The 17760-nt window shown below is 68.2% G+C and carries 13 protein-coding genes and 4 pseudogenes; 9 read left to right on the top strand and 8 right to left on the bottom strand.

Annotation, left to right across the window (positions count from 1 at the left end; translation table 11 throughout):
- The 9 genes and pseudogenes from JF66_RS23655 to hpaD all read left to right on the top strand — a co-directional run.
- Positions 1–316, top strand: a pseudogene (locus JF66_RS23655) (ArsR family transcriptional regulator); the annotation flags it as partial.
- Between the two features lie 318 nt (positions 317–634).
- Positions 635–1980, top strand: a pseudogene (locus tag JF66_RS13095) (MFS transporter).
- Between the two features lie 75 nt (positions 1981–2055).
- A pseudogene (locus JF66_RS13100) lies at positions 2056–2768 on the top strand (GntR family transcriptional regulator).
- Between the two features lie 401 nt (positions 2769–3169).
- Positions 3170–4075 (top strand): VOC family protein, encoded by a 906-nt coding sequence (locus JF66_RS13105; protein ID WP_156109785.1) that lies wholly within the window; start codon positions 3170–3172, stop codon positions 4073–4075.
- A 305-nt stretch (positions 4076–4380) separates the two neighbouring features.
- A pseudogene (locus JF66_RS13110) lies at positions 4381–5844 on the top strand (fumarylacetoacetate hydrolase family protein).
- Positions 5829–6509: a GntR family transcriptional regulator gene (locus JF66_RS13115; protein WP_035878863.1), complete on the top strand. Its 681-nt coding sequence runs from the start codon at positions 5829–5831 to the stop codon at positions 6507–6509. The pseudogene JF66_RS13110 and the gene JF66_RS13115 overlap by 16 nt, the downstream one beginning before the upstream one ends.
- A 1-nt stretch (position 6510) precedes the next feature.
- Positions 6511–7461 carry a 4-hydroxy-tetrahydrodipicolinate synthase gene (gene dapA, locus JF66_RS13120; protein ID WP_035878864.1) on the top strand — a complete coding sequence of 317 codons (951 nt, stop codon included), beginning with the start codon at positions 6511–6513 and terminating at the stop codon, positions 7459–7461.
- Positions 7458–8981, top strand: coding sequence for a 5-carboxymethyl-2-hydroxymuconate semialdehyde dehydrogenase (gene hpaE / locus JF66_RS13125; protein WP_035878865.1), 1524 nt, complete (start codon positions 7458–7460; stop codon positions 8979–8981). The genes dapA and hpaE overlap by 4 nt, the downstream gene beginning before the upstream one ends.
- Positions 8982–9319: 338 nt before the next feature.
- A complete protein-coding gene (gene hpaD, locus JF66_RS13130) occupies positions 9320–10390 on the top strand; it encodes a 3,4-dihydroxyphenylacetate 2,3-dioxygenase (protein ID WP_035878866.1) in 1071 nt (356 codons plus the stop codon).
- Between the two features lie 47 nt (positions 10391–10437).
- Here the strand turns inward: hpaD and JF66_RS13135 are convergent, their stop codons facing one another.
- From JF66_RS13135 to JF66_RS13170, 8 genes are all read right to left on the bottom strand, one after another.
- Complete coding sequence (locus JF66_RS13135) at positions 10438–11268, bottom strand: anti-sigma factor domain-containing protein (RefSeq protein WP_035878867.1); 831 nt, start codon at positions 11266–11268, stop codon at positions 10438–10440.
- Entirely contained in the window at positions 11255–11962 is a 708-nt protein-coding gene (locus JF66_RS13140; RefSeq protein ID WP_081882381.1) for a sigma-70 family RNA polymerase sigma factor, read from the bottom strand. Before JF66_RS13140 ends, JF66_RS13135 begins: the two co-directional genes overlap by 14 nt.
- Positions 11963–11981: 19 nt before the next feature.
- Positions 11982–12632 carry a class F sortase gene (locus tag JF66_RS13145; RefSeq protein ID WP_035878868.1) on the bottom strand — a complete coding sequence of 217 codons (651 nt, stop codon included), beginning with the start codon at positions 12630–12632 and terminating at the stop codon, positions 11982–11984.
- A 5-nt stretch (positions 12633–12637) separates the two neighbouring features.
- Positions 12638–13474 (bottom strand): DUF4397 domain-containing protein, encoded by an 837-nt coding sequence (locus JF66_RS13150; protein WP_035878869.1) that lies wholly within the window; start codon positions 13472–13474, stop codon positions 12638–12640.
- Positions 13475–13598: 124 nt separating this feature from the next.
- On the bottom strand, positions 13599–14336 hold the full coding sequence (locus JF66_RS13155; RefSeq protein ID WP_051973518.1) for an alpha/beta fold hydrolase: 738 nt from the start codon (positions 14334–14336) through the stop codon (positions 13599–13601).
- Complete coding sequence (locus JF66_RS13160) at positions 14333–14932, bottom strand: isochorismatase family protein (RefSeq protein ID WP_035878870.1); 600 nt, start codon at positions 14930–14932, stop codon at positions 14333–14335. Before JF66_RS13160 ends, JF66_RS13155 begins: the two co-directional genes overlap by 4 nt.
- Positions 14933–14948: 16 nt before the next feature.
- Complete coding sequence (locus JF66_RS13165; protein ID WP_035878871.1) at positions 14949–16316, bottom strand: D-alanyl-D-alanine carboxypeptidase/D-alanyl-D-alanine-endopeptidase; 1368 nt, start codon at positions 16314–16316, stop codon at positions 14949–14951.
- Positions 16317–16699: 383 nt separating this feature from the next.
- Positions 16700–17683: a Gfo/Idh/MocA family protein gene (locus JF66_RS13170; RefSeq protein WP_035878872.1), complete on the bottom strand. Its 984-nt coding sequence runs from the start codon at positions 17681–17683 to the stop codon at positions 16700–16702.
- Between the last annotated feature and the right edge of the window lie 77 nt (positions 17684–17760).

Consider the following 17760-nt stretch of genomic DNA (forward strand, 5'->3'; position numbering starts at 1 on the left):
GCCCGGGTACGCGGCATCCGCTTGCCGTCGGGCGCCCGGAATCGCGATCCAGTCGGGCCTCGGCGCGGCTCAGTGGGCCGCGCTCGGGCACGACGAAGCCCGCCGTGGCGAGGCGGGTGAGGTTGGCACCGTCGGGTTCGCCCGAAGCCACGACGAAGTCATCGAGGGCCTCTCGTCGATCGCCGTACCGCTGATGATTCCCGGCCGTGCGCCGGCGGCGCTGGCCGCGGTCTACATCTCGAGCGCCCATACGCCGGACGTCATCGGCGACCGGCTCGCCGCGGCCGCCGCCGCGATCGTGGCCGAACTGCACTGACCCAGCGGCCGCTTCGGGGACGGCTACCGTCGTCCGCTCGGGGCCGCACGAGAGGTCGCCTGTGGTCGTACGCTCGGTTCCGCCTCACCGCACACATCGCTGCGCCGCCTCGCTGGGCCGCCTCGAATTGGGGCGCAACCCTGTCCGCTCGCCGAAACCTTCGATCACCGGGTAATTCTGCCCGCCCATGACCCCTGTGCGGGTTTTCTACGGGTCGGGAACTTATGCGCTGCAGTAGCGCACGAGCCCTCGCAGATGATATATCTTCTGTGATACGAAAATTTATACAGTCCTCAAGTGAGCACAAGGGAGTATTCCATGGCTTTGACGAACGAGCTCGCGCGCAGCGCCAGCATCAAACGCGGCGAGGAACGCCGCGTGCTCGCCGGCACAATGGTGGGCACCACCATCGAGTGGTACGACTTCTTCATCTACGCGCAGGCCGCCGGCCTCGTACTTGCCGGGCTCTTCTTCGCTCCGCTCGCCGGCGAGAACGCCGGCCTCGCGCAGCTCATCGCCTGGGCGTCGCTCGGCATCAGCTTTCTGTTCCGCCCCCTCGGCGCCATCGTGGCCGGCCACCTCGGTGACCGTCTCGGCCGCAAGGCGATGCTCGTTTTCACGCTCGTCATGATGGGCGCGGCCACCGCGCTCATCGGCCTGCTCCCCACCTACGACCAGATCGGCGTCTGGGCGCCCGTCCTGCTCATCCTGCTGCGCATCCTGCAGGGCTTCTCCGCCGGCGGCGAATGGGGCGGTGCGGCGCTCATGAGCGTCGAGCACGCTCCGGTCACCAAGCGCGGTTTCTTCGGCGCTACCCGCAGATCGGCGTTCCGGTCGGCCTCATTCTCGCCACCGGCGTGATGATCCTCGTCACCACCTCGATGAGCGAGGAAGCCTTCCTCAGCTGGGGCTGGCGCATCCCGTTCCTCGTCTCCGTGCTGCTGATCGTGGTCGGCTGGTTCATCCGCCGCGCCGTCGCCGAGAGCCCGGTCTTCCAGGAGATGCAGACCCGCAAGAAGGAGTCCGCCGCGCCGCTCAAGCAGCTGTTCACGAACCACACCCGTCAGGTCGTGCTCACCGCGCTCATCTTCATCGCCAACAACGCGGCCGGTTACATGCTGATCGCCTTCTTCAATTCCTACGCCACCAAGCCCGTCGAGGCCGGCGGACTGGGCATGGAACGCACCCCGGTACTCATCGCCAGCACCGTCGCGGCACTCTTCTGGCTCGCGTCCACCATGCTCGGCGGCATCCTGTCCGACCGGATCGGTCGCGTGCGCACCTTCCAGCTCGGCTACGCATTCCTCTTCATCTGGTCCATTCCGATGTTCCTGCTCATCGACACGGGCAACATCGCCTGGTACAGCATGGCCCTCATCATCCTGGCGGCCGGCCTCGGCTTCTCGTACGGCCCGCAGGCAGCGCTCTACGCCGAAATGTTCCCGGCCCAGGTGCGCTACTCGGGCGTCTCGATCGGCTACGCCCTCGGCGCCATCCTCGGCGGGGCCTTCGCGCCGCTGATCGCCCAGCTCCTGCTCGATAAGACCGGACAGTCCATCTCCATCGCCGTGTACCTCATGGTGCTCGCTGCGATCTCCTTTGTGGCCGTCACGCTGGTGAAAGAGACCCGCGGCATTCCGCTCGGGGTATCCACGCACGACTAGCACCTCGGGTGCCCGGGCTTCTGCCCGGGCACCCGCTCGAATATCATGTGAGCTACCGAAAGCGCAGGAATTCGAATGCTGGAACAGACACAGCCGCACACGGATGCCGCCCGGCCGGCCGAGGCCGCCGCATCCGCCCCCGAGCCTCTCAGCAAGGCCATCCTCGCCTACCAGTGGATCAAGGCCCGCATCACGGACGGCAGCTTCAGCCCGGGGTATCGGCTGGTACTCGGCCAGATCGCCGCGGCGGTGGGCGTGAGCCAGGTCCCCGTGCGCGAGGCCATCCGATTGCTCGAGTCGGAGGGACTCGTCACCTTCGAACGCAACGTCGGCGCCCAGGTCGCGGTGATCGACTCCGACGAGTACGCCCACACCATGCAAACGCTGAGCCTCGTGGAAGGTCTCGCGACCGCCCTCTCCGCGCCCTCCCTCGCCCCGCATGCCCTGCAGCAGGCCCGCGCCATCAACACGGCCATGGCCGCGTGCCTGTTGGACTTCGACCCGGTGACCTTCACCCGGCTCAATCGGGAATTCCACACGCTGCTGTTCGAAGCCTGCCCCAACCCGCACCTCCTCGATCTGGTGGACCGCTACTGGGTGCGCCTCGGCACCATTCGCGAGTCCACGTTCAGCTTCGTGCCCGGCCGGCGACCGAATCCGTGGCCGAGCACACCGCCCTGCTCGACCTGATGGCCTCCGGCGCGGACGCGCTCACCATCGAGATGGCGGCACGCAACCACCGTCTCGCCACGCTGGACGCGTTCCTCCGCCAGCAGCACAAGGCCTGACCCCGCCTCGCCGCACGGGGCCGCGCCTCCCCTGCTGGCAGCGCATCGCCCCTCGCCTGCCCCCTCATGGGGCGGATGTTGGCACGTCGCGTCCTGACCTGCCAACGTCCGCCCCATGGTTTTCGCGACCTGCCAACTTCCGCCCCATGAACGACGGCAAGGGGCCGAACGTGGCATGTCGCGTGAGGGATACCGCGCCCAAGGGGCCGAACGTGGCATGTCGCGTGACGGACGTGCCAACATCCGCCTAAGGGGCGCCTGAGCACCCAGAGGAGCCTCGCGACAGCGCCCCGAAGTGAACCGACCCGGACACCCGCGAGAATTAGTTGAAGCTACAAGCAACTACCTGTATGGTTGAAGCTACAATCAATTCCGGCCACAGACCGAAGGGGCACATCTTCATGACCAGCGAGCGAATCCTCAATGCCGATACCTCGATGGGTGCGGTGACCCTGCGGGTCGGCGATCTCACCGGCATGTCGGACTACTATTCGCGCGCATTCGCCATGGAGCCGCTTGAGGAGCGCAGCCGCGGCCGCGAGGTGCACCGCATTCTGGGCCGAGGCTTGACACCGCTCGTGCGACTGATCCACACCCCGGATCTGCCCGGAGTCGATCCGCGTCAGGCGGGTTTGTTCCACACCGCGTTTCTCTTCGAGACCCCCGCCAGCCTCGCGACGACGGTTTATCGTGCCGCGCAGCATCCGCGCAGCGTCTTCATCGGGTCGAGCGACCACCTCGTGAGCGAGGCGTTCTACTTCACCGACCCCGAGGGCAACGGCGTCGAGCTGTACACAGACCGAGCCCGGAGCGAATGGGTGCGCCAGGGCACTGAGATCCAGATGGCCACCAACTATCTCGACCCGCAGGCCTATCTCCAGCGCCACCTCAGCGCCGAAACAGCGGATGCCGCACCGTCGCTGGCCGGCACCGTCGGGCATGTGCACCTCCAGGTGGGCGATATCGAGACTGCGCGCACGTTTTACGTCGACGCCCTCGGATTCGAAGCCACCCAGACGCGCTATTCCGGTGGACTCTTCGCCTCCGCGGGCGGCTACCACCACCACATCGCCATGAACGTGTGGAACAGCCGCGGTGCGGGTCCGCGCGCCGCGAGCCTTGGTCTCGCCGACGTCGGCGTGACGGTGCCCGGCACCGTCGACCTGGATTCGCTCATGGTTCGGCTGCGCGCGCGGTCGATACCGTTCGGCCATGACGGCCGCTCCGTCACCGTCACCGACCCGTGGGGCACGCAGGTCACCGTCGCGCTGCCCGACCTCTCGACCGAGGAGCTCATCGCCCGCTGACCCAACGGGCGACCCGAACAAGCGAGGGCGGCGCTACGCACCGCTGTGAATGACGCACGAGGGATTGACGGAGGAACTTCCGGCTGAGGCAGCAGGGCTCCAGCCGGGGCGGGATACACCAGCCACGACTGAGGACCGGGTCGCGGGGCCTCGATCTTGACACGCTCGATCCACGCATCCCTTCGTCGCGCCTCGACCAACGGGAGGGGTGGGCGCGTCGCGCGACCGGGTCACGGGGGTCTCGACAGGGAGTCACGGATCGTATATGGTTTCCTATATAACCCGCAGTGCTGCGAGAGGATGCCATGACAAACGAACCGAATCCGTTCATCGGACGGCCCGGCAAAGTAATTGCCGTGCACATCAACTATCCCTCGCGGGCGGCCCAGCGCGGCCGCTTTCCGGAGCAGCCCTCATACTTTCTCAAGCCCGGCTCGAGCGTCTCCTCCTCCGGCACCGCCATCGTGCGGCCCAAGGGCAGCGAACTCCTCGCCTTCGAGGGTGAGATCGCGCTCATCATCGGCCGTCGGGTGCGCGGCATCCGTCCCGAAGACGGCTGGGCCGCGGTCTCCGGCGTCACTGCCGCGAACGACTTCGGCGTGTACGACCTGCGCTACGCCGACAAGGGCTCGAACGTTCGGTCGAAGGGCGGCGACGGGTTCACCCCGCTCGGCCCGAATGTGCTGCCGGCCGATTCCCTCGACCCGACCGCCCTGCGTGTGCGCACCTGGGTGAACGGCGACCTCGTGCAGAGCGACACGACCGCCGATCTGCTGTTCCCGTTCGGTCGTCTCGTGGCCGACCTCGCGCAGCTCATGACGCTGGAACGCGGCGACGTGATCCTCACGGGAACGCCCGCCGGGTCATCCGTTGTCTCCCCCGGCGACGTCGTCGAGGTCGAGGTCGACGCACCGACCGCCCCCGGCGCCCCGAGCAGCGGTCGACTGGTGACCCCGGTCACCGAGGGCAGGTTCGAGCTCGGCGATTTCGGCGCCCTCCCCCGGGTCGACGATCACCAACGCGCCGAGGCCTGGGGCTCCGCGGCGGCCGCCGGGCTCACCGTGCCGATCGTCTTCGACCTCACCGAGGAGCTGATCGCGCGCATCAACACCGTGGGCACGGCCACCCTCAGCGCGCAAATGCGCAAGCGCGGTTTCAACGCCGTGAGCATCGACGGTCTCCGCCCGATGCATGCCGACAAGCGCATGGTGGGAAGGGCTCGCACGCTGCGCTTCATCCCTGCCCGCGAGGACCTCTTTGCCAGCCACGGCGGCGGCTACAACGCCCAGAAACGTGCCTTCGACGGCCTCACCCCCGGAGATGTGCTCGTGATCGAGGCCCGCGGCGAAACCGGTACCGGAACCGTCGGCGACATCCTCGCCCTGCGCGCCAGGTGCGCGGCGCGGCCGGCATTGTGACGGATGGCGGGGTGCGCGACAGCGGCGGCCGTCGCCGCCCTCGGCCTCCCCACGTACCACGCCGGCGCCCACCCCGCCGTACTCGGCCGCCGCCACGTACCGTGGGACACCGACCTCACCATCACCTGTGGCGGCGCCGCCGTGCAGCCCGGCGACGTGATCATCGGCGACGCCGACGGGGTTCTGGTCATCCCGCCGCACCTGGTCGAGTCCGTGGTCACCGACGCGATCGAGCAGGAACGGGAGGAGACCTTCATCGCCGAGCAGGTCGCCGCCGGCGAGGGCGTCGACGGCCTATACCCGATGAATGCCGAGTGGAAGGAACGGTACCGCGCATGGCTGCCGCGCTAGCCACCCCCGCCGTCGGCAAGGCGCAGCTCGCCTACGACTGGCTGAAGATGCGCATCAATGACGGCACGTTCGGCCCCGGGTACCGGTTGGTGCTCGATCAGATCGCTCGGGACATCTCGATGAGTCCCGTGCCGGTGCGCGAAGCCATCCGTCGCCTGGAAGCCGAGGGACTCGTCACCTTCGCCCGCAATGTGGGCGCCCAGGTGGCCATGCTCGACCCGACCGAGTACGAATACACGATGCAGACCCTCGGCCTCGTCGAAGGCGCCGCCACCGCGCTCTCCGCGCCCACACTGACCGCGGATGCCCTCGGCCGAGCCAGACAGATCAACGAGGACATGGCCGAGACCCTCACGCACTTCGACCCGGTGCGGTTCACCGCCCTCAACCGGGACTTCCACTCCGTGCTCTACAGCACATGCCCCAACCCGCATATTCTCGACCTCGTGCACCGAGGCTGGAACAGACTCTCGGTTTTGCGCGAGTCCACGTTCGGTTTCGTGCCCGGCCGCGCCGCCGAATCGGTGGCCGAACATTCCCGCCTGCTCGACCTGCTCGATCGCAAGGCACCATCGCTCGAGATCGAACTCGCCGCCCGTAACCACCGACTCGCCACCCTCGAGGCATTCCTCGCCTCTCGCACCGTTCGCCCGGAAGGAAAATAATATGAAGTTCCGCAGCAACCCGAGCCAGATCCGCGGCTCCATCGCCGCCCTGATGACGCCGTTCACCGCCGACGGGGCCGTCGACCATGCCGGCCTGACGAACCTGGTGAACTGGCAGATCGCATCCGGTTCCCACGGCATCTCGATCGGCGGGTCGACCGGAGAGCCCAGCTCGCAGACGATCGCCGAGCGCGCCGCGGCGATTCGCACCGTGGCGACCGCTATCGATGACCGGGTGCACTTCATGGCCGGCACCGGATCCACCAAGCTCGACGAGACGCTCGAACTCACCGCCGCCGGCCGTGATGCCGGCATCGACGCGGCGCTCATCATCACGCCGTATTACGCCAGGCCCACGCAGGAGGCGCTGTACGTCTGGTACAAGACGGTCTGCGAGGAGTTCCCCGACCTGCCGATCGTGGCGTACAACGTGCCGAGCCGCACCGCCGTCGATATCGCCCCCGAGACCGTGTACCGCCTCTACCGGGACTTCGACAACTTCGTGGGCGTCAAGGAAACCACCAAGGACTTCGAGCACTTCTCCCGGGTGCTGCACCTCTGCGGCCCGGAGCTGATGGTGTGGAGCGGCCTCGAGCTGCTCTGCCTCCCGCTGATGGCCCTCGGCGGCGCCGGGTTCGTCAGCGCCACCTCCAACATCGCGCCGGCCGCCGTGGCGCAGATGTTCGAGGCCTGGGAGTCGGGCGACTTCGCCACCGCGCGGAAGATCCACTACGGCCTGCACCCGCTCGTCGACCTGCTCTTCGTGGAGACCAACCCGGCCCCCGGCAAGTGGGTGATGCAGCAGCGCGGACTGATCGAATCGGCGTTCGTGCGTCCCCCGCTCATCGAACCGACCCCGGGCGGCATCGCCACGATGCGCATCCTGATGAACGCCGGCTCCGACTACCTCACGTCCACCGCCGGCTTCACCCTCACCGGAGCCACCCAGTGACGTCCGCGCCGGTGACGGCCACGCACCCCGCGCACTACGTGCCGGAGAACCTCCCCACCCACCTGCAGCACTTCATCGGCGGGCGCTTCGTCGACAGTGTCGGCGGCGAAACCTTCGACGTGCTCGACCCGGTATCGAACCAGACCTACGCGACCGCGGCCGCCGGTCAGCAGGCCGACATCGACCTCGCCGTGGCCGCCGCAACGGAGGCCTTCCGCACCGGCCCGTGGCCCCGGCTCAAACCCCGCGAACGCTCGCGCATCCTCAACCGCATCGCCGACGCGGTCGAGGCACAGGATGCCCGGCTCGCCGAGCTGGAGACGTTCGACACCGGGCTGCCCATCACGCAGGCATTCGGGCAGGCCCAGCGTGCGGCCGAGAACTTTCGGTTCTTCGCCGACCTGATCGTGGCGCAGGCAGACGACACCTACAAGGTTCCCGGCAGCCAGATCAACTATGTGAACCGCAAGCCGGTCGGTGTCGCCGGCCTGATCACCCCGTGGAACACGCCGTTCATGCTCGAAAGCTGGAAACTCGCTCCCGCGCTCGCCTCCGGCTGCACGGTCGTGCTCAAGCCGGCGGAGTTCACGCCCCTGTCGGCGAGCCTGTGGGCGGAGATCTTCCGCAGCGCCGGCGTGCCGGACGGGGTTTTCAACCTGGTCAACGGCATCGGCGAGGAGGCCGGCGACGCGCTGGTCAAACATCCGGATGTGCCGCTCATCTCTTTCACGGGCGAAACGACCACCGGGCAGACGATTTACCGCAACTGCGCCGCGAACCTCAAGGGCATGTCGATGGAGCTCGGGGGCAAGTCCCCCGCGATCGTGTTCGCCGATGCCGACCTCGATGGCGCCATCGACTCGACGCTGTTCGGCGTGTTCTCGCTCAACGGCGAACGCTGCACCGCGGGCAGCCGAATCCTCGTGGAGCGGTCGATCTACGACGTATTCTGTGAGCGGTATGCGGCCAGGGCGGCGAACATCGTCGTCGGCGACCCGCATGATCCGGCCACCGAGGTAGGGGCGCTCGTGCACCCCGAGCACTACGCCAAGGTGATGAGCTACGTGGAAATCGGCAAAACCGAGGGCCGTCTGCTCGCCGGGGGCGGCCGCCCCGACACACTGCCGCAGGGCAACTACGTCTCGCCCACGGTGTTCGCCGACGTCGCGCCCACGGCGCGGGTCTTCCAGGAAGAGATCTTCGGCCCCGTGGTCACGATCACCCCGTTCGATACGGATGCCGAGGCCCTCGAACTGGCCAACGGCGTAAAGTACGGCCTCGCGGCGTACATCTGGACCACGAACCTGGTGCGCGCCCACACGTTCGCGCAGTCGATCGAGGCCGGCATGGTGTGGCTCAACTCCCACAATGTGCGGGACCTGCGCACACCGTTTGGCGGTGTGAAGTCCTCCGGCCTCGGCCACGAGGGCGGCTACCGTTCGATCGACTTCTACACCGACCAGCAGGCCGTGCACATCAGCATCGGCCATGTGCACACCGCACGCTTCGGCGCCCGCTAGGAGCCGTCTATGTCTCCCATTCCCGCCGACGGTTTCAGGAGGCTGCAGCGCAGGCTCCCGAAACCGGCGCAGGGTACGGAGCCGGCGGCGCACCTTGCGGAAGCCGGCGCACGGTCCGCCCTGCGCCAACCTCCACAACTTGCGCCACGCCCCGACCAGTCCCGCAGCAGCCGTCCCAGCACGCTCCGGCGGCCGGCGCACCATCCGTCCGCCAGTGCAGGGCGCGGAACAAGCGGCGCACCTTTCGGAACGCAGCGCATGTTCCGGCCTGCGCCAACCTCCACAACCTGCGCTAAGCACCCCAAAACACGTCAGTCCATCTCAACGAGGAGAACTCCATGACCTTCATCCCCACCCCCACCGTGCCGGCACCGGATATTCTCCGTTGTGCATACATGGACATCGTCGTGACCGACCTCGCCAAGTCGCGCGAGTTCTACGTCGATATCCTCGGTCTCGTCGTCACAGAGGAGAGCGACACCGAAATCTACCTGCGCGGCTTCGAGGAATTCATCCACCACAACCTCGTGCTGCGCGTCGGCCCCGTTGCGGCCGTCGCCGCCATGGCCTTCCGGGTGCGTTCACCCGGAGACGTTGACCTTGCCGAGGCGTACTACCAGCAGCTCGGCTGCCGCACCGAGCGTCGGCGCGACGGCTTCGTGAAGGGCGTCGGCGACAGCGTGCGCGTCGAGGATCCGCTCGGCTTTCCCTACGAATTCTTCTTCACCGTTGAGCATGTGGAACGTCTCGCCTGGCGTTACGACCTGCAGGGCCCTGGCGCGCTCGTGCGCCTCGACCACTTCAACCAGGTCACCCCCGACGTGGGCCTCGGCCGCGGCTACCTCGAGGACCTCGGTTTTCGCGTGACCGAAGACATTCAGGATTCCGACGGCGTCACGTACGCGGCGTGGCTGCGCCGCAAGGACACCGTGCACGACACGGCCCTCACCGGCGGCGCCGGGCCGCGCATGCACCACATCGCCTTCGCGACGCATGAGAAGCACAACATCATCTACATCTGCGACAAGCTCGGTGCCCTGCGTAAGAGCGACCTGATCGAGCGCGGACCGGGGCGCCACGGCGTCTCGAACGCGTTCTACCTGTACCTGCGCGACCCCGACGGCCACCGCGTCGAGATCTACACGCAGGATTACTACACCGGCGACCCCGACAACCCCGTCGTCACCTGGGACGTGCACGACAACCAGCGCCGCGACTGGTGGGGTAACCCGGTCGTGCCGAGCTGGTACACGGATGCCTCCCTCGTGCTCGACCTCGACGGCACCCCGCAGCCGGTGGTCGAGCGGGCAGAACCCACCGAGATGGCCGTCACCGTGGGCGCCGACGGCTTCTCCTACACCCGCCAGGACGACACCGTGGCCGGCTTCAAGCTGGGCAACACCCTGTAGATCCTCAGGCCCTCAGGCCCAGTGACCAGAGCGGGCCGGGGTTCCGGTCAGCTGGAGCGGAGCTCCCCGCGCACGACCGAATCGGCCGAGTGCGCGGGGTTGCCGTCGTTGGGCTCGGCCGAGACGTCCACGAGCGGGTACTCGGCGAGGTCGATTTCGGCGGGGATGACGAACCTGCCGGTGGTGCCGTTCAGCAACCCAAGGCTCACCAGCTTCGTGGCATCCGGGCTGAGCAGCCACACCTCGCGCAGCGGTGCCTCCGGCGATACACCGTCGACAGCGTCGACGCCGTCGAGCGTGATCAGCACGTCACGCTCGCCCGTGGCGAGCGCTTCGACGGACGCCTGGCCGTTTGCGTTCCAGCCGGGGAGCGGGGCCAGTTCCGCTCGGGCGAGAACGGATGGCTCGCCGCCGGAAACGGGCAGCCAACTGCTGGCCGCGTAGCCGGCTACGAGGCCGAGAACGGCGGCGGCGGCGAGCGGAATCCACAGACGCCGCGCCCGGGAAATTGAGACGACCGGGGCCGAGTGCGCGGCCGCTGCCGGCTGGTCATCGACGCCGGACGACACGGCGTCGGGCACAGCGCTGTCAGCGACCGGAGCGGTCACGGGCTCGGCCTCTGCCGGGCGCGGCACAGAGGGAACGGCGGCGACCGCCGCCGACAGTCCGAGGGCGGCGTGAATGCGAGCCCACGCCGCGGGATCAGGGGTGAGGAGCTCGACCGTGGGGGCCGCGCGACCCACATCGACGGTGTGCTGCAGGGCGAGGAGTTCGTCAGCGCAGTCCGTGCAGACCGCCAGGTGTTCGCTCTCTGCTGGCGTGGCCGAAATCTCGGCCAGGGCCATCAGGGCGAGTGCATCGGGATCAAGATGGGTCATAGTTCACCTCCAATCGGGTTTTCAAGCGGCTCAGACTTCTGCGGATGTGGCTCTTCACGGTGCCGAGCGGCAGCCCGAGGCTGTCGGCGATCTGTACGTGAGTCAGATCATCGTAGAAGGCCAGCCTCATCACCTGCTGGGGAACGGCCTCAAGCCGCTCGAGTTCCTCGCTCATCAAAACCTGGTCGGCCACCGCGATCGAATCGTCGGGCTGCACGAGGGGCACATCCAGGGCTGCGGTCTCTTCCACCTGACGGCGTCGGGTGCGCGCCGCGAGGGTATCCGCAACGGTGTTCCGGGTGATGCCCACGAGCCAGGCCGGCAGTCTGGCTCGGTCGGGATCGAAGGTGTGGCGGCCGCGCCAGGCTGCGATGAAGACTTTCTGCAGCACGTCTTCGGCTTCGGTTCGATCGCCGAGCGAGCGCACCGCAACCGTGAAGACGAGTGCGGACCAACGGGCGTACATCTCGGCGAGGGCACATTCGTCGCCAGCGCGGAAACTCTCAACGAGACGCCGGTCCGCCTCGAGAACCGCGACGCTGTCTTCGACCGCGCCAGAAAGAACCACACGGTCGTGGCCTGTTTTCTCGTCGCGCGGTGTCACGGGGTGAACGGGGCTCCAGGGTGAAAGGTGCGAGGTCTGGCGCGTGTCTGTCAGGGTGATGGCCGCTGAAGCCACGCTCGTGGTGCTCATCAGCATAGCGACTCGCCTGCTACAACACCGGCACCGCAGTGACGATGATATTCGACTGGTACTGCTTCGTCGTGTAGTTGAATTCTCCTCCGCACGTCACCAGGGTGAGGCGCGGAGCTCCGGTACGGTCGAAGATCGTGGCCCACGGCACCTCTGGTTTTCCCGTGGACTGCACCGATTCGAGTGCGTAACGGTGCTCCACACCATCGGCTGCCATCACCACGATCTCGGTACCGGCCGGCGCGTCGGCGAGTCTCGCGAACGGGCCGAGTCCATATCGCAGCGAGTCCACGTGGGCGGCAATCACCGTGGCTCCCGTAGTTCCGGGGGCCGGGCCGAAGCGGTACCAGGACGCGATATCGGGATTGGCCGCGAGGGCCATCGAGCCGGCCGCGTCGAGTCCCGCGGATTCAACGACCATATCGATGCTGAGCGCCGCGATGCTCACGCGGGTCGGTGCGGCGGCGGCCGGCGGCTGGCCAGCCAAGCTGGCGTCAACCGTCGGTACGTCGATGGTCGGCGTGGCGGGTGGTGGGGGTGGTGCAACGGATGCCGCCGGCACCGGTACGTCAGGTATCGGCGTGGCGGTGGAGCATCCGCTGATCATGAGCGCGAGGAGAGCCGCCGCGAGAACAACGACGCGCCTCGATCCGGCTCTCCTCGTGCCCATGTGGGTTAGTTCGCCTTCGCTGCGGCGGTACGACGTGCCCGCACGGTCAGCGCGACGGCGGCACCGAGCAGGAGCAGCAGCGACGATCCGCCGAGCCAGAGCGCGGTGGGAGCCATCGGCTGGTTGGTGGCGGCGAGGCCCGCTTCACCGGCGGGGATGCTGCCGGGGCTGGAGTGCAGGCCGGTGATGGTCTGCACACCGAGCGCGAGGTTGGTGTCGGCGAGGCTGCCCCAGGCGTAGACGATGGTGTTGACACCTTCGGCAACGTTCACGTCGGCCGGGCCGATGACCGGGGCCGTCGTTCCGGTAGCGGCGACAGACGCAGAGATGGTTCCGGCCGGCAGGGTCAGCAGCGCTTCGGCCGGATTGACGAGATTGGTGATCACGGGCGTGCCACCGGCGAGCACATCAACCGCCGGTGCGGCTGCCACGTGGCGCACGGTGAGTCGTCCTTCGCCAGCGGCAAGGGTCGAGATGTCGTTGGTGAACAGGGTGGCCGTGGGAGCGCCGGCGGCGTCAAGGTGAGCCACGGCCGTGTAGTTCTTGCCGGCTTCCAGAGGGAGATCAACCGGGCCGATCGCCGCCGGAGAGGGGCCAGTGGAGTCCGCGGCCGCGATCGCGACCGAGTAGGTGCCCGCGGGGAGTTCGAGCGGACCGGCGAGTGCACCGGGTTCGAAGTTGTCGAGAGTGAGATCGCCGTTGACGTACACGTCAACGGTCAATCCGGGAACACCGTGGAAGACCGACAGCTTGGCGTCTCCTTCCGCGGCTGTGGCCGGGGTGACGCCGGCGAGGGCGATGAGCGCGCCCGCCGCGATACCGATACTGAGAATCTTGCGCATGAGAACCTCCTATTGGCTGTCCCGGAGAAGATCACCGGGGCAGGGGATGCTTACACACAGTCCTTCCGGTCTCACGTCGTGTTTGGATGCAGCGCGGCCAATATTTCTGACAGATCCGTTTCGGTCAGGCGAGGAAGTCCAGCGCGGCCTGCTTAAACTCGCGGGCGCCGAGCGCATTCATGTGCGTGCGGCCGGGCAGGCCGACGTACTCGGCGCCGACCGTGCGGGCCAGTTCGGCGACGCCCTCGGGGATCGGGTCGGCGCTTCCGGCGACGTACAGCCGGGGAATGCCGGCCGGCACGTCCAGGACGGATCCTCTCATCCCCTGCACGCACGCAAGCAGGGCGGGCCGGTCGGCGCCCCCGTTCATGGCCGCCCCCAGCACGGCCGCGATCGTGGGATCGTCCGGTAGCTCACCGTCGGTGATGAAACGCTCGACGGCGGCCGGATCCCAGGAGGTGAAATGCTCGATGGGGCCGGCACCGCCGAGCACCACTCGCCGAACCCGCTCCGGTGCGAGTCTCGTCAGCGCGGCGGCAACTCGGGAACCGAGGGAGTACGCGATCACGTCGACCTGATCGAGCAGCAGGTCGTCGAGCACGGCAACGAGGTCTGCGGCCATCTGCCGCGGCGCGTAGTCGGCAGCCTCGGTCGGACCGTCGCTGCGACCGTGGCCACGCAGGTCGGGTGTGATCACGCCGCGCCCGGCATCCGTGAGGAATGTGGCCCAGCCGGTGGCACCCCAGGTTGCGGCCGCTGTGGAGGCAAAGCCGTGCACGAGCAGGATGGGGCTTTCCCCGGGGAGAACGTCATACGCGATACGCACCCCGTCGAGCCGCCGAGCGAAGAGCGGGGCGCTCAATCGAGCACGGTCGTGGTGGTCGATTCGACGAGAACGGCGCCCATGTGGGCCATTTCGGCGAGCGCGGCCCGGCTTGCGGCCTCGTCGACGCCGGCGATCAGGTCGGTGAACACCCGCACATGCTGCCCGTGTTCGAGCGCGTCGAGGGCCGAGGCACGCACACAGTGATCGGTGGCGATGCCCACGATATCCACGTCGGTGACGCCGCGCAGGGCGAGGGTCGCGCCGAGCGTGTCGCCTTCTCCGTTCCGGCCCTCGAAGATGGAGTAGCCCGGCTCGCCCTGGCCCTTGTAGATGTGCACGGCACGGTCGGGCAGCACGAGGTCGGGGTGGTACTCCGCTCCGGGCGTGCCGGCCACGCAGTGCACGGGCCAGGTGGTCACGAAATCGGGTGCCTCGGCCAGGGCGATGTGCCCGCCGTTGGCGCTGTCGGCCGTGTGCCAATCGCGCGACGCGAAGATATGGCGATGGCTCTGCGGATGCGCCGCCAGGAGCGCGCTAATCCCGGCCGCGACGGCCGCACCGCCGACCACCGCCAGGGCACCCCCCTCGGTGAAATCGTTCTGAACGTCAATGATGAACAACGCACGCGTCACAATGGCTCCTTTGCGATTAGTTATTAGACAGGTTATCGCCGCATCGGAAGAAGCCCGTGGTAATTGTGTCGATGGCCTGCTTGGCGTTGTCGCTCACGTTGCCGAGGGCATAGACGGCGAAGGTGAGCGGGGTGCCGTCGGCGGAACGGATGACGCCGGACAGCGTGTACCCGGTGGTGATCCAGCCCGTTTTCGCGAAGACGGCGCCGTCGGCCGCCGCGTTCGCGCCGGAGAACCGGTCGCTGTACGAGAGCGATCCGGAGGGGCCACCGGCCACCGGGAGGCCGTCGAAGATCACGCCGAGGTTACCCTCGCGCGCGTTGATCTTGATGAACAGGGCGGTGAGGTACGCGGGGGCCACGGCGTTGGCCGGGCTCAACCCGGAACCGTCCTTGATCACGATGCCGGAGGTGTCGATGCCGTAGGCGGCGAGGCCTCCCACCACGCCCTGCTGCAGCGAGGCGAAGTCGTTGCCGGCGCCGCTCTTGATGGCCGTCAGCCGGGCCAGCATCTCGGCCAGAGTGTTGTCCGAGACGATGAGCGACTGTGTGATCAGTGTCGACACCGGCTGGGATTGAACGACAGCGAGCTGGGCGGCACCGGCCGGCGCCGTGCCCTGGGTCACGGTGACGCCGCCGCCGAGGGCGTCGGCAAAGGCCTGCCCGGCGCGGGCGATCGGGTCTTCGCTGCGCGGGGAGGTGCTGCGGCTCGGATTGTCACGGTCGCCGTCCACCATCAGGGCCGTGATCTCGGGCATGTAGCCGAGGCCGAGTTCGGAGCGGGCCCAGCCATCGTCCCAGCCGGGGCCGGAGAAGTACGAGGAGTCGAGCACCAGGCTCGTCATCGGCACGCCGGCGTTGGCCGGGTCGGCGTCCCAGGCCGCGTGAGCCTGGGCGGCGAGGTCGTCGAGGTGCGCCGCCCCGGTGTAGAACGGTTCGGCTCCGCTCGGGAGGCGCGACAGTGTCAGGTCTCCCCCGCCCACGAGCACCACCTGGCCCGGCTCGCTGCCCTTCACGACCGTGGTCGAGGCGCGGTAGTCGGGCCCGAGCACGCTGAGGGCGGCCGCGCTCGTAACGACCTTGAGCACACTCGCGGTGGCCGAGGGAGTCGTGCCGCCGCGGTCGAAAAGCACCTCGCCGGTCGTGGCGTTCACGACCTGGGCCTGAAAATTGGCGAGCCGGGCGTCGGCGGCGAGCCCGGCCACCGAGCAGGTGCGCAGTCGGCTGGCCGCGGTGGCCGTGCCGGGAACCGGCCGGGCCGGCGGAACGGTGGCGGTGGGCGTCGGCGTGGCCGTGGGGCTTTCCACAGCGGATACCGAACTCGGCTCCCCCGTACCCGTCCGGGTTCCCGCGAACACGGCACCCGTTCCGAGCAGCGCGAACACCAGGCCCCCGCGGCGATCAGCCAGGCGCGGGGGTGCCGTGCGAAGACCGCGCCGAGGCCGGCCGGCGCGGTAGGAGCGGTCGGTGCCGCGGTGGACGACACGGGAAGAACCGTGGTCGCGTCCTGCGCCACGGGCCGCACAGCGGCGGCATCGGCGACCAGGAGGCGCGCGGTGGCTTCGGGGTCCGCCAGGGACAGCGCTGACGTGGCCGCGGCATCCGCTATCGGGAGCTCGGCCGCGGCGTCGTCGACGCCATCGTCGCGCTCGGCATCGTCGGCCGGAAGGTCTGGTTTGTCCACCCGGTCATGTTAGCCGACGGCCCTTGGCGCCTCCGGAGCGCGGCGCGCTGACGTCACAGCGCCCGCGCTCCGGAGCGCGGCGCGCTACTCGCCCGGGTAGCGCAGTCCGATCTGGGCACGCACGGCGTCGAGGGTCTCCATGATGGCCACGGATTCCGCGGGCGACAGAATCTCCCCGGTGGTCTTGCCGGCCAGAATCAGCCGCTCCACCTCGGTGGCCTCGCAGTGCATGCCCCGCCCGGCAACCTCGCTCACGTATGTCTCGATCACCTCGTTGCGGCTGTTGAGCACCCGGAAGGTGGTGGGCGCGTACCAGATGGCGTCAATGTCGATCCGTCCCTCGGTGCCGAGGATACTCGCCGTGTTCGGCCCCTTCGTGTCGCTGGCCGAGAGCGTGGTGGCGATCTGCCCGCCCGCGTACCGGAAGATCGTGGCCACCTGGGCATCGGCGCCCGTGGCCTTGAACGTGGCGCTCGCGAGGATGCTCTCCGGTGCCCCGAAGAGGTCGGACGCAAAGGAGATGGGGTAGATCCCGAGGTCGAGAAGGGCACCGCCGCCCAGCTCAAGCGCATTGAGCCGGTGCGCCGGGTCGTCGGGCAGGTCTTGCGTGTGGTCGACGATGAGCGTGTGCACGTCGCCGAGGGTCTCGGCGGCGATGATCTCGCGAATGCGAGCCATGTGCGGCAGAAAGCGGGTCCACATGGCCTCCTGCACCAGCAGGTTCTTCGACGCGGCGAGTTCCACGAGGGCACGGGCCTCCGCAGCGTTCACGGTGAAGGATTTTTCGACCAGCACGTGCTTGCCGGCGTTCAGGGCGAGGGCGGCGTTGGCGGCGTGAAACGGATGCGGCGTGCTCACGTAGACGACGTCGACCTCGGGGTCGTTCACCAGTGCCTCGTAACTCGCGTGGGCGTTCGGGATACCGAACTCGGCGGCGAACGCGTCGGCGGACTCCTGACTGCGCGATCCGACCGCCTGCACGGTGTGACCGGTAAGGATCAGGTCGTCGGTGAAGGAGTGGGCGATGCCGCCGGTGGCCAGGATTCCCCAGCGAATTCCATGTGTCATGTGCTGAGCCTAGGCTCCGTGGGCGCGACGACGGAACGATTCACCTCCAGCGACCCTTCCGCCGGCGAGGCGCGACG

It is taken from the genome of Cryobacterium sp. MLB-32 (assembly GCF_000738085.1).
Lineage (GTDB): Bacteria > Actinomycetota > Actinomycetes > Actinomycetales > Microbacteriaceae > Cryobacterium.